The 12,247-nt window shown below is 69.9% G+C and carries 10 protein-coding genes; 7 read left to right on the top strand and 3 right to left on the bottom strand.

The annotated features are described in order from the left end of the window. The first annotated feature begins 84 nt into the window (after positions 1 to 84). Complete coding sequence (locus OHA17_RS23700; RefSeq protein WP_053725021.1) at positions 85 to 1,059, top strand: ribose-phosphate diphosphokinase; 975 nt, start codon at positions 85 to 87, stop codon at positions 1,057 to 1,059. 53 nt (positions 1,060 to 1,112) lie between these two features. Here the strand turns inward: OHA17_RS23700 and OHA17_RS23695 are convergent, their stop codons facing one another. Together OHA17_RS23695 and OHA17_RS23690 are read right to left on the bottom strand one after the other, a co-directional pair. Further along, positions 1,113 to 2,000, bottom strand: coding sequence for a serine hydrolase (locus OHA17_RS23695; RefSeq protein WP_406508273.1), 888 nt, complete (start codon positions 1,998 to 2,000; stop codon positions 1,113 to 1,115). Then, positions 1,997 to 2,947: a LysR family transcriptional regulator gene (locus tag OHA17_RS23690; RefSeq protein ID WP_406508272.1), complete on the bottom strand. Its 951-nt coding sequence runs from the start codon at positions 2,945 to 2,947 to the stop codon at positions 1,997 to 1,999. The genes OHA17_RS23695 and OHA17_RS23690 overlap by 4 nt, the downstream gene beginning before the upstream one ends. A gap of 225 nt (positions 2,948 to 3,172) precedes the next feature. On the opposite strand from OHA17_RS23690, the gene OHA17_RS23685 reads away from it, so the two are divergent. The 3 genes from OHA17_RS23685 to OHA17_RS23675 all read left to right on the top strand — a co-directional run bounded on the left by OHA17_RS23685 (position 3,173) and on the right by OHA17_RS23675 (position 5,037). Beyond that, positions 3,173 to 3,760 carry a 50S ribosomal protein L25/general stress protein Ctc gene (locus tag OHA17_RS23685; RefSeq protein ID WP_406508271.1) on the top strand — a complete coding sequence of 196 codons (588 nt, stop codon included), beginning with the start codon at positions 3,173 to 3,175 and terminating at the stop codon, positions 3,758 to 3,760. A 139-nt stretch (positions 3,761 to 3,899) separates the two neighbouring features. Beyond that, the gene (gene pth, locus OHA17_RS23680; protein ID WP_053724564.1) at positions 3,900 to 4,493 is read left to right on the top strand and encodes an aminoacyl-tRNA hydrolase; all 594 of its coding nucleotides are present in this window, start codon (positions 3,900 to 3,902) and stop codon (positions 4,491 to 4,493) included. 76 nt (positions 4,494 to 4,569) lie between these two features. Next, positions 4,570 to 5,037: a hypothetical protein gene (locus OHA17_RS23675; RefSeq protein WP_406508270.1), complete on the top strand. Its 468-nt coding sequence runs from the start codon at positions 4,570 to 4,572 to the stop codon at positions 5,035 to 5,037. Positions 5,038 to 5,580: 543 nt separating this feature from the next. Here the strand turns inward: OHA17_RS23675 and ppc are convergent. Then, a complete protein-coding gene (ppc, locus tag OHA17_RS23670) occupies positions 5,581 to 8,310 on the bottom strand; it encodes a phosphoenolpyruvate carboxylase (protein WP_053724562.1) in 2,730 nt (909 codons plus the stop codon). 218 nt (positions 8,311 to 8,528) lie between these two features. Here ppc and OHA17_RS23665 point away from each other — a divergent pair, with 218 nt between their 5' ends. From OHA17_RS23665 to OHA17_RS23655, 3 genes are all read left to right on the top strand, one after another. Beyond that, on the top strand, positions 8,529 to 9,524 hold the full coding sequence (locus tag OHA17_RS23665) for an acyl-CoA desaturase (protein WP_406508269.1): 996 nt from the start codon (positions 8,529 to 8,531) through the stop codon (positions 9,522 to 9,524). Continuing rightward, entirely contained in the window at positions 9,521 to 10,243 is a 723-nt protein-coding gene (locus OHA17_RS23660; RefSeq protein WP_406508268.1) for a TetR family transcriptional regulator, read from the top strand. Before OHA17_RS23665 ends, OHA17_RS23660 begins: the two co-directional genes overlap by 4 nt. 273 nt (positions 10,244 to 10,516) lie before the next feature. Next, on the top strand, positions 10,517 to 12,241 hold the full coding sequence (locus OHA17_RS23655; protein ID WP_406508267.1) for an FG-GAP repeat domain-containing protein: 1,725 nt from the start codon (positions 10,517 to 10,519) through the stop codon (positions 12,239 to 12,241). Positions 12,242 to 12,247 lie beyond the last annotated feature (6 nt).

Below are 12,247 nucleotides of genomic sequence, written 5' to 3'. Positions count from 1 at the left end.
GACAGGTGCACATATTCGGCTGGCTCGCCGCGACAGGGACCGCGCGGGTGCAGCGGCATCGAACACGTCTGAGGAGACTGTGCTGTGACCGGGATCAAGACGACCGGCGAGAAGAAGTTGATGCTCTTCTCCGGCCGCGCCCACCCCGAGCTGGCCGAGGAGGTTGCGCACCAGTTGGGTGTGGGCCTCGTGCCGACGAAGGCCTTCGACTTCGCGAACGGTGAGATCTACGTTCGTTTCCAGGAGTCGGCGCGTGGTGCGGACTGCTTCCTGATCCAGAGCCACACGGCTCCGATCAATAAGTGGATCATGGAGCAGCTCATCATGATCGACGCGCTGAAGCGCGCGTCGGCCCGCTCGATCACGGTGATCGTGCCGTCCTACGGCTATGCCCGTCAGGACAAGAAGCACAAGGGCCGTGAGCCGATCTCGGCGCGTCTGGTGGCCGATCTGCTGAAGACGGCGGGTGCGGACCGCATCCTCACCGTCGACCTGCACACGGACCAGATCCAGGGCTTCTTCGACGGTCCGGTGGACCACCTCACGGCGCTGCCGGTGCTGGCGGACTACGTGGGTGCGAAGGTCGACCGCTCGAAGCTGACGATCGTGTCTCCGGACGCGGGTCGCGTGCGGGTCGCCGACCGTTGGTGCGACCGTCTGGACGCGCCGCTCGCCATCGTGCACAAGCGCCGTGACAAGGACGTCGCGAACACGGTGACGGTGCACGAGGTCGTCGGTGATGTGAAGGGCCGCGTCTGTGTCCTGGTCGACGACATGATCGACACGGGTGGCACGATCTGCGCCGCTGCCGATGCGCTGTTCGCGCACGGTGCGGAGGACGTCATCGTGACGGCGACGCACGGCATCCTGTCGGGTCCGGCCGCGGACCGTCTGAAGAACTCCAAGGTGAGCGAGTTCGTGTTCACGAACACGCTGCCGGATCCGTCGGATCTGGAGCTCGACAAGATCACGGTGCTTTCGATCGCTCCGTCGATCGCCCGCGCGGTGCGCGAGGTCTTCGAGGACGGCTCGGTGACGAGTCTGTTCGAGGAGAACTAGCTTGTAGTTGTTGGGAGTTGGGGCCGCGTCCGGTTTCGGGCGCGGCCCCTTCTTCATGCCCTGGTGGGTGTGGCGCGCAGCGCGTCGACGGCGATTCTGGCGGCGCGTCCGATGGCGGCGTCGGCGGCGGGCAGGGTGGCGGCGGTGGAGGCGGCGCGGGTGAAGACGGCGACGGCGTAGCGCCCGCCGTCGGGGTATTCGACGACCCCGGCTTCGTGGCGGAGCGTGGGCAGGGTGCCGGTTTTGCCGCTGACGTGTACGTCGTCGAAGGGGAAGCCGGAGGCGAGGCGGTGGCTCCAGGCCTGGACGCCGAGGATGGCGCGGAGTTCGTCGGCCCAGGGTTCTTGGCAGAGCTCGTCGCGCCAGACGGCGGCGAGGAGGGCGCAGATTTCTCGGGGGGTGGAGCGGTTGGTGCGGGTGGGATCGAGGACGGTGAGGCGGGCGACGGCGGCGGGGTCGACGAGGGCTGCGGGGCCGCTGCGGCCGGTGTCGGTGACCATCGTGGCGTAGAGGCCGGCCTGGTTGTGGACGGCGATGGTGCGGGTGAGTCCGAGGGCGTTCATGGTGGCGTTGACGGTGTCGAGGCCGAGGTGGTCCCAGAGGAGGTCGGCGGCGGCGTTGTCGCTGACGGCGATGGCGAGGGAGGCGAGGTCGCGCAGGGAGAGGCGGGCGGCGTCGCGCATGACGGCGAGGCCGGTGGGGCCGGGGGCGCGCCCGCCTGCGGGGATGTCGAGGGGGGTGGTGGGGTCGATGCGTCCGGCGGCGGCTTCGCGGTAGAGGGTGGCGACGAGGCACAGCTTGTGGACGCTGGCGGTGGAGACGGGGGTGTCGGCGGCCAGGGTGATGTCGGCGCCGGTGTCGATGTCGGTGGCGCAGAGGGATCCGGTGATGCCGGCGTCGGTGAAGGCGGCGGTGATGCGGCTGCGTACGGGGGTGTTCACAGCGGGAACTCCGATGCGGGGCGGGGGAAGAGGCGCCGCTGGGTGGCGGTGGGGGTGAGGCCGGCGGTTTCGCGCAGGACGTCGTGGGCGGCTTCGGTGAAGAGGCGGACGGCGGGGCCGTCGCGTCCGGCGGGCCAGGCGGTGGAGGTGCGCCAGGTGAGGGGGTTGGCGTGCAGGGGGCGCCAGGTGGTGCCGGGTTCGGGGGCCGGCCGGGGCAGGAGGGCGACGACGTGGGTGCCGGACAGGATGAGGGCGCGGGTGAATTCGATGCCGGCGACTTCGCGGACGGCGCTGGGGGTGCAGCCGTGGCGGGCGCAGGCGGTGAGGGTTTCGTCGTGGAGGGCGGGGGCGTCGGCGCGGGGGAAGAGGACGAGTTCGCGGCCGTCGAGTTCGCGTACGTCGATCTCGGTGTGGGCGGCGAGGGGGTCCTGGTCGGCGAGGAGGGCGCCGAGTGGCTGGTGGAGTTGGGGGCCGAAGCCGAGGCCGGTCGCGGGGCAGGGGTGGCGGACGATGCCGGCGTCGAGGGTGCCCGCGGTGAGTTCGGCTCTCTGGTCGGCGGTGCTGAGTTCGCGGAGGTCGAGTTCGCCGCCGGGGCTGCGGTCGCGGTAGGCGGTGAGGAGGGCGGCGATGGTGGCGCCGCCGAGCTGGGGCGGGACGGCGGCGCGCAGGGTGCCTGCGGCGCCTCCTTGGACGCGGCCGACGAGGGTGCGCAGGCGGTCGGCGGCGTCGAGCAGGGGGTCGGCTTCGGCGAGGACGAGGCGGCCCGCCGGGGTGAGGGTGGCGCCGGTGCGGCCGCGGTCGAGGAGGCGGACGCCGAGTTCGCGTTCGAGGCGCTGGATGCGCTGGGAGAGGGAGGGCTGGGCAACGCGCAGGCGTTCGGCGGCGCGGCCGAAGTGTTGTTCTTCGGCGACGGTGCGGAAGTACCTGAGGTGCAGCAGCAGGTCCATGAACAGCAAGGATAGGCGAACGCCTATGAGGCAGGATTCGACAACAGAGCCTCCCCGGCTGATCCAATTGGGCGGGTGGGGGGGTGGCCGGGTAGCCTGGGGAAGTTGCTCGGCGAGGGAGGCCGTACCTGAGGTACGGCGGTCCGTTATCGACGCGCTCTTCGTAGCAGGCCAGTCGTGGCCGGGTGACCACCATTTTTGGATCATCTTCTACGAGGAGTGCACATGGCTGAGATCAAGCTCGCCGCCGACGTCCGTTCCAGCTTCGGCAAGGGCGCCGCCCGCAGCATCCGCCGTGAGAACAAGGTTCCCGCTGTCATCTACGGTCACGGCACCGAGCCGGTCCACGTGACCCTGCCGGGCCACGAGCTGCACCTGGCGCTGCGTACCGCGAACGTCCTGCTGTCCCTGGACATCGACGGCAAGACCGAGCTCGCCATCCCGAAGGCCGTCCAGCGTGACGCCATCAAGGGCTACCTGGTCCACGTCGACCTGCTGCTCGTCAAGAAGGGCGAGAAGGTCACGGTCGAGGTCGCGGTCGAGACCGAGGGCGACCTGGCCCCGGGCAGCTTCCTGGTCGAGAACGTGCTGAACACGCTCTCCGTCGAGGCCGAGGCCACCCACATCCCGACCTCGGTCACCGTCTCCATCCAGGGCCTTGAGGCCGGCGCGGCCATCCACGCCAAGGACATCAAGCTCCCGGCGGGCACCACCCTGGCCACCGACCCCGAGGCCGTCGTCATCCAGATCCTGGCCGCGCAGGCCGAGGAGCCGGCCGCCGAGACCGAGGCCGCCGAAGGCGCCGAGGCCTGAGCCGCACGCTCTGCCTGAGATCCGTGCCGGGCACGGACTCCGACGGGGTGGCGGGCCACAATGGCCCGCCGCCCCGTTTTTTCTTTGTCCATATGTTTCGTCCACATGTTTTGTCCCTTCGTGAGGAGACGCAGTCCCCATGACGACCGACGCGAACGCACCCTGGCTGATCGTGGGCCTGGGCAATCCGGGTCCGGAGTACGCCGCGAACCGGCACAACGTCGGGTTCATGACCGTCGATCTGCTCGCGGAGCGCATGGGCGGCAGGTTCAAGGCGCACAAGGCGCGGGCGCAGGTCGTGGAGGGACGGATCGGTCCGCCGGGTCCGCTGAACCGCCGGGTGGTGCTCGCCAAGCCGTTGTCGTACATGAACCTTTCGGGTGGTCCGGTGACGGCGCTGCGCGACTTCTACAAGGTGCCGGTGGCCAACATCGTCGCGGTCCACGACGAGCTGGACATCGACTACGGGGTGCTGCGGCTGAAGCTGGGCGGTGGGGACAACGGGCACAACGGCCTGAAGTCGATCACGAAGTCGCTGGGTGCGGACTATCACCGGGTGCGGTTCGGGATCGGGCGGCCGCCGGGGCGGATGCAGGTGGCGGACTTCGTCCTGAAGGACTTCTCCTCGACGGAGCGCAAGGAGCTGGGCTACTTCGTGGACCGGGCGGCGGACGCGGCGGAGGCCTTGGTCATCGAGGGCCTGGAACGAGCCCAGTCGACGTACAACTCCTGACAAGGCATGGCAGAGCGGCGCCGATTGCTGGGTAGAGGTTGACCGAGCGCATCCACAGCCGTCAGGATCGCGCCCCATGACGAAACGGAGCCGTACCTTCCTGCTGTACGTGCGCCGGGCCGCGATGGCCCTGGTCGCCGCGCTGCTCGTGGTCGCCGGGTTCTGGTCGTCGTGGGGCACCGCCCAGCACGTGGTCCTGGCGAAGGGCCGCGACCACGGCACGCTGACGGTGACGAGGTGCGCGGACGACGTGTGCACCGGCCCCTACCGGCCCTCGCCGGGCTCGTCGGCGCACCCGGGCATGACGATCGCCGAGTCGGTGGCGGTTCGGCGGGGCGACCACATACCGGTGGTCGTGAAACCGGGCACGGCGGAGGCGGTACGCAGCGGGGCGGCGGGCCTCCTGTACGCATGGCTGCCGCTGGCGGGGGCGCTGCTGCTCGCGGCGCTGGTGGTAGGCGGGGGCCTGCGGATGCCGCGGACGGCGTGGGTGACGGGGTTGGTGGGCGCGGCGACGATGGCGGCGGCATTCATCGCCCTGTAGCTTCCGGGGGCGCTGCCCCCGACCCCCGCTCTTCGGCCTGCGGACCGTGGGTGGCTGAGCGCGCAGTTCCCCGCGCCCCTAGCAGGATCCGGTGCAGGCACCCCGGGCTGCAGCCCGAACCCCGTAGCCCGTCAACCTGCGGACCGTGCATGGTTGCTCGCGCAGTTTCCCCGCGCCCCTGAGCAGGATCCCTCGCAGGCATCCCCTGCGCTGCGCCCTGCCACCCCAACCGCCCTTCGGCCTGCGGACCGTGCGTGGTGCTCGCGCAGTTCCCCGCGCCCCTGTAAGGCACCCGGCACTCCCGGTCGCGCACACGCGGCGAAGCCGCACATGTCACAGCCCCGCGCCCCTAGCAGGATGGTGCTGGCCCGCACCGGGGCATTTCAGCCCGTCATGGGGGTCCCCCCTGGCCCTTAAGGCCTTGGGGGAGTTTGAGGACGAGCGCCCTTCAGGCGCGAACGGGGTCTGGGGCGGAGCCCCAGGACCAGCCTCCGCCCCTTCCCAACCCCCGGAGGGTCTGGGGAAGGGGCGGGGTGGGGAAAATCAGCCCGTGTTGCGCAGGCCCGCTGCCACGCCGTTCACCGTGAGGAGAAGGGCCCGGGACAGCAGCGGGTCCGCCGCCTCGCCCCGCTCCGCGGCCGACCGCTGGCGGGCAAGGAGCGCGACCTGAAGGTAGGAGATCGGGTCCAGATACGCGTCCCGGATCGCGAAGGTCTGCTGCAACACCGGGTTGGCGCCCAGCAGTTCATCGCGCCCGGTGATCCGGAGGACCTCCCGCACGGTCAGCTCGTGCTCCGCCTCGATCGCGGAGAACACGTGCTTCAGTTCGTCCGGCACGAGCGTGTCGACGTAGTGCCGGGCGATCCGCAGGTCCGTCTTCGCGAGCGTCATCTCCACGTTGGAGAGGAAGTTGCGGAAGAAGTGCCAGCGCTCGCTCATCTCGTCGAGCACCGTGTCGAGCCCGGCCTCGCGCAGCGCCTTGAGGCCCGAGCCGACGCCGTACCAGCCGGGCACGATCTGCCGGGACTGGGTCCAGCCGAAGACCCACGGGATCGCGCGGAGCCCGTCGAGGCCGGCACCCGAGTCGGGGCGGCGCGAGGGCCGTGAGCCGAGGTGCAGCTCGGCGAGCTGGTCGACGGGAGTGGAGGCGAAGAAGTAGGCGGGGAGGTCCGGGTCCTCGACGAGCTTGCGGTACGCCGAGTGGGCCGCGTCGGACACCGTGTCCATGGCCGCGTCCCAGCGGGCGAGCGCCTCGTCGGACTGGCGGGGCGCGGTGTGCAGGGCGGATGCCTGGAGCGTGGCCGCCACCGTGAGCTCCAGGTTCTCCCTGGCCAGCGACGGGATGAGGTACTTGTCGGAGATGACCTCGCCCTGCTCGGTGACCTTGATCTCGCCCTCCAGGGTGCCCCAGGGCTGGGCGAGGATGGCATCGTGCGAGGGGCCGCCGCCGCGGCCGACGGTGCCGCCGCGGCCGTGGAACAGCCTCAGCCGGACTCCGTAACGGTGAGCGACATCCCTCAGCCTCCGCTGGGCGCGGTGGATCTCCCACTGGGAGGTGGTGATGCCGCCGAACTTCGAGGAGTCCGAGTAGCCGAGCATGACCTCCTGGACGTCGCCGCGGAGCGAGACGAGGCGCCGGTAGGAGGGGTCGGCCAGCATTTCGTCGAGGATGACGTCGGCGGCGCGCAGTTCGTCGGTCGTCTCCAGGAGCGGCACGATGCCGATCTTGGCCCAGCCGCCGTGCAGGTCGATGAGGCCGGCCTCGCGGGCGAGGACGGCGGCGGCGAACACGTCGTCGGCGCCCTGGCACATCGAGATGATGTACGACTCGATGACCTCGGGCCCGAACCGCTCGAAGGCTTCCTTGACGGTGCCGAAGACGCCGAGGGTCTTCTGTCCGGCCGCGTCCAGCGGGGCCGGGGTGGGCGCGAGCGGGCGGCGGGAGCGGAGCTCCTTGGCGAGCAGCTTCTGCCGGTAGTCGCGCGGCATGTCGGCGTAGCGCCAGGACTCCTCGCCGAGCCGGTCGAAGAGCTGGCCGAGCGCGTGGTGGTGGGCATCCGCGTGTTCGCGTACGTCCATGGTGGCGAGCTGGAGGCCGAACGCCGCGAGCGTGCGGATCGTACGGTCCATGCGGCCGTCGGCGAACAGGGCGCCGCGGTGTTCGCGCAGGGAGGTCTGGATGAGGGTGAGGTCGGTGAGCAGCTCGGCCGTGCCGAGGTAGTCGCGGCCCGGCTGGTGCGGGGTGCCCTTGGCGAGCCGGTCCTTGGTGTGGACGAGCTTCTGCCGGATTGCGGTGGCCTTGAGGCGGTAGGGCTCCTCGGCGTTGAGGCGCTTGTAGCGGGGGCTGATCTCGGGGAGGGCTTCGAGGTCGGCCTGGAGGGAGGAGAGCAGCTCTTCGGTGGCTCCGGCGTAGCGGATGGAGTTGGAGAGCAGCCCGCGCAGGAAGTCGATCATTTCGAGCGCGTCGTTGATGCCGTGCTCGTGCTGGAGGATCAGCACCTCCCAGGTGACCGCGGGGGTCACGTTGGGGTTGCCGTCGCGGTCGCCGCCGATCCAGGTGCCGAAGGTGAGCGGGCGGGTGCCCGGGGGCAGCTCGACGCCGACGCGCTCCAGTTCGGCCGCCAGGTCCTCCAGTACGTCCCCGACGGCGCCGGCGTGCAGCTCGTCGAGGTAGTAGATGGCGTTGCGGGCCTCGTCGGCCGGTTCGGGGCGTACGACGCGGAGCTCGTCGGTCTGCCAGATCAGGTCGATGTTCTCGGCCAGGCGCAGGTCGTGGCGGCGCCGGTCGGAGTCGATGACCGGGGTTTCCAGGAGCTCGGCGATGCGGCGCAGCTTGTTGAGGACGGAGCGGCGGGCGGCCTCGGTGGGGTGGGCGGTGAAGACCGGCCGCACGTTGAGGTTCTTGACGCTCTCGCGGACGTGCTCGGGGTCGCCGTCCTTGAGCATGTCGGCGGTGCGGGCGAGCAGGCTGCCCTCGGCGGCGCGGTGGGCGCGCAGCTCACGGCCTCGGTGGACCTGTTCGGTCACGTTCGCGAGGTGGAAATAGGTGGAGAACGCGCGTACCAGCTTGGCGGCGGTCTCGACTTCGGTGCCGCCGAGGAGTTCGGCGGCTGCTTCGCCGTCGCTCCGGGTCAGCGCGCGGACCCGCTCGACAAGCTCAAGGAGCTCGGGGCCCTCCTGTCGGACGAGGGTCTCGCCCAGCAGGTCACCCAGTCGGCGGATGTCGGCGCGCAGCTCGTGGCTGGCGGAGGGGGTCTGGTCGGCACTGCTCACAGGTGCGGCTCCTTGCAGTGTTTGAGCACGTCTGGAGGGTTCTGGAGGCTTGCGGACCGCGCTGTCCGACGACACCCAGGATAGGTGTCCCGTTCCGCCCCGCCGTCCACGGGCTCTTGTCCCGGGCCACGGCACTGCCATACTTACGTTGCCGTAGGTTACGCAACCGTAGCCAGGCAATCCCTCTCGAATTCCTCACCCTGCCGGGGGTACTCCCCATGACCACCAGTCCCGATCTGCTCAAGTCGCCGGACGAACCTCCGGTGCCGTCCGCGACGCTGGGCGGCGAAAGCAAACGCTCCATCGAGCAGATCGCTCTGCTGCTCTTCATCACGGTGCCCTTCGTGGCGCTGCTCGCCGCGGTGCCGCTCGCCTGGGGCTGGGGGGTCAGCTGGCTCGATCTCGGCCTCCTCGTGTTCATGTACTACCTGGGCTGCCACGGCGTGACGATCGGTTTCCACCGCTATTTCACGCACGGCTCGTTCAAGGCGAAGCGGCCGCTGCGGATCGCGCTCGCGGTCGCGGGCTCGATGGCGGTGGAAGGGCCGCTGGTGCGCTGGGTGGCCGATCACCGCAGGCACCACAAGTTCTCGGACGCGGAGGGCGACCCGCATTCGCCGTGGCGGTTCGGCGAGACGCTGCCCGCGCTGATGAAGGGCCTGTGGTGGGCGCACATCGCCTGGATGTTCGACGAGGAGCAGACCTCGCAGGAGAAGTACGCCCCGGACCTCCTGGCCGACCCGGCGATCCGCCGCATCTCGCGCGACTTCGTCTACTGGACGATCGTGTCCCTCGCGATTCCGCCGCTGGTGGGCGGTCTGGTGACGATGTCGTGGTGGGGCGCGTTCACGGCGTTCTTCTGGGGCTCGCTTGTGCGGGTCGCGCTGCTGCACCATGTGACGTGGTCGATCAACTCGATCTGTCACGCGGTGGGCAAGCGGCCGTTCAAGTCGCGTGACCGCAGCGGCAACGTGTGGTGGCTGGCGGTCCTGTCCTGCGGCGAGTCGTGGCACAACCTGCACCACGCGGACCCGACGTCGGCCCGGCACGGGGTGATGCGCGGGCAGATCGACTCCAGTGCCCGGATCATCCGCTGGTGCGAGCAGTTGGGTCTGGCCTACGACGTGCGCTGGCCGAGCGCGGCCCGTATCGACTCCAAGCGGAACGAGGGCGACCGGTCCCGGCGCAAGGACAAGGCCGCCGAGGCGGCATGATGGACGACGTGGCGACCGACTCCAGTACCACCCGTACCACCAGCACCTCTGGTTCCTCCCGCTCGGCCGGGGCCCCAGGCTCCGCAGAGAAGCCCCGGCGCACCCGCCGGACCCGGATGACCGGCGCCGAGCGCCGGGAGCAACTGCTGGACATCGGTCGCACACTCTTCGCGGAGAAGGGCTTCGAGGGCACCTCGGTCGAGGAGATCGCGGCGAAGGCGGGCGTCTCCAAGCCGGTGGTGTACGAGCACTTCGGCGGCAAGGAAGGCCTGTACGCGGTCGTCGTGGACCGGGAAATGCGCTCGCTGCTCGACGGCGTGACGGGCGCACTGACCGCGGGGCACCCGCGGGAACTCCTGGAGCAGGCCGCATTCGCCCTGCTCGACTACATCGATACGTATACGGACGGATTCCGCATTCTGGTGCGCGACTCCCCCGTCGCCCAGTCGACGGGAACGTTCGCCTCGCTGATCTCCGACATCGCGACCCAGGTCGAGGACATTCTGGGCCTGGAGTTCAAGGCCCGCGGTTTCGACGCGAAACTGGCGCCGCTGTACGCGCAGGCGCTGGTCGGCATGGTGGCGCTCACCGGGCAGTGGTGGCTGGACGTGCGCAAGCCCAAGAAGGCGGAAGTCGCGGCGCATCTGGTGAATCTGGCCTGGCACGGTTTGGACGGTCTTGAACCGAAACCGCGCCTGATAGGCCACCGCAAGAACTGATACCCAGCCCCCATCGGGCAATGGCGTCGGGTAGCAGCGGACAACATCGGCCACAATTTTCACTTCAACTACACAAGTATCCGCTGTAGTCTTCACGCACAATCCCGGGGGGGATTTTCGCCATTCCTCGCGTGCAATCACCCGTGACTGCGTACTGCCGCCACGGCGTGTGTGCCGCGCCCTTTTCCGTGCGCCCATGCGACGACGAATACGCAGCGATTCCATTCCCCCCGGATCTACCCGCTTATTCCCATGGGGGGAATTTTGTCCTCTGTGCGCACCAAGCGCGCGAGCCGCCTCGCGGCCTGCACCGCCATCGTTCTGTCGGCGGGCATGCTGCTCGCCGGCCCGGCCTCGGCCGACAGCAACCCGGCGGGGCCGCATGTCGCGGCGAAGCCGGCGAAGCCGCAGACTGCCGAGCCCTCCGCGGCCCGGCCCCAGCACAAGACGCCTTACAGCGCCACGACCGCCGCCGTCCCGCGGAAGCCCCGGTTCGACCTGAACAAGGACGGCGACAGCGATCTGCTGTACCAGGAGCCGAACGGCAAGGTCTACCTGGAGCCCTGGAAGATCACCCACAACCCGGAGGTCTCCAGCAGCTACGCCCCGGCCAAGGACCTGATCGAGCCCGGCGACATCGACGGCGACGGGAACCCCGAGCTGTTCGTCGTGTCGCCGACCGGCACGCTGGCCCTGTACTCGGGCCTGTACGCCACGCCGGTCAAGGACCAGAACCAGCAGGACAGCCTCTCTGTCTACGGCGGCTCACTGTCGTGGTCCAGCACCGGCTGGAACGCGTACAACAAGCTGATCGTGCCCGGCGATCTCACCGGTGACGGCAAAGCCGACCTGCTGGCCCGTACGCCTTCCGGCGACCTGTACCTGTACCCCGGCACCGGCTCGATCAGCGGCAGCCCCTTCGGGGACCGGGTCAAGGTCGGCAGCGGCTGGGGGATCTACGACCAGATCGTCGGCAGCCTCGACATGAACAGCGACGGCATCGCCGACATCGTCGCCCGCACGCCCGGCGGCGACCTGTTCTTCTATTCGGGTTCGGGCAGCACCGCTGCCCCGCTGAAGGACCGCGTCAAGATCGGCACGGGCTGGAACGTCTACAACCAGCTCCTCGTGATGGACGACGCCGCGGGCAGCTACATCGTGGGGCGCGACCTCGCGGGGGCGCTCTGGTACTACGGCGTCGACCCGCAGGGCGGCCTGGGCCCGCGGGGCGCCATGAACGCCACCGGCTGGAACGGCTCCGTCCTGGCCAATGCCGGCGGCAACGCGTCCTTCGGCAAGGGCGACCTGCTCGGCCTCGACACCCAGGGCTCGCTCTACTACTACTACGCGCTGGGCAACGGCACCCTGGCCGACCGCAAGCTGATCAGCGACGTCGGCGGCTGGGCCGGGGCCAACGTCACCTTCACCTCCTCGCTCCGCGCCGACAGCCGCTGGGGCACGCTGCTGGAGCTCGGCGGCGGTCACCTCTTCGTCGAGGGCCACGACCTCGGCGCCGGCTGGGACGCGTTCAACGGGATCGCCGGGGTCGGCGACCTCACCGGTGAGGGCAACGGCGACCTGCTCGCGCGGGGCAACAACGGCCACATGTACCTCTACCCCGGCAACGGCCAGGCGACCGGGTTCTACAACCGGGTCGACCTCGGTGCGGGCTGGAACGGCTTCAACAAGCTCATCGGCGCCGGTGACATCAACGGTGACGGCGTCGCGGACCTGCTGGCCCGTGACGGCAACGGCCACCTGTTCATGTACCCGGGCAAGTCGACGCCCGGCTTCGGCAACCGCATCGACCTCGGCGGCGGCTGGAACGGCTACAACAAGCTGGCCACCCCGGGCGACATGACCGGTGACGGCCGCGCCGACGTGATCGGCGTCGACAGCTCCGGCAAGGCCTGGCGCTACGACGCCAACGGCACGGGCTCCTTCAAGGAGCGCGCGAGCCTGGGTGCCGGCTGGAACACGTACAACGGCATCTACTAGGCCGAT

It is taken from the genome of Streptomyces sp. NBC_00212 (assembly GCF_045206365.1).
GTDB lineage: Bacteria > Actinomycetota > Actinomycetes > Streptomycetales > Streptomycetaceae > Streptomyces.
Note: the sequence above shows the minus strand (reverse complement) of the source record. Positions and strands in the feature narration are given on the sequence as shown.

Bases quoted from the DNA above. Each gene is read 5' to 3' on its own strand.
- OHA17_RS23690 (WP_406508272.1), bottom strand. From the start codon at position 2,947: ATGGACCTGCTGCTGCACCTCAGGTACTTCCGCACCGTCGCCGAAGAA.
- OHA17_RS23685 (WP_406508271.1), top strand. From the start codon at position 3,173: ATGGCTGAGATCAAGCTCGCCGCCGACGTCCGTTCCAGCTTCGGCAAG.
- pth (WP_053724564.1), top strand. From the start codon at position 3,900: ATGACGACCGACGCGAACGCACCCTGGCTGATCGTGGGCCTGGGCAAT.
- OHA17_RS23675 (WP_406508270.1), top strand. From the start codon at position 4,570: ATGACGAAACGGAGCCGTACCTTCCTGCTGTACGTGCGCCGGGCCGCG.
- OHA17_RS23665 (WP_406508269.1), top strand. From the start codon at position 8,529: ATGACCACCAGTCCCGATCTGCTCAAGTCGCCGGACGAACCTCCGGTG.
- OHA17_RS23660 (WP_406508268.1), top strand. From the start codon at position 9,521: ATGATGGACGACGTGGCGACCGACTCCAGTACCACCCGTACCACCAGC.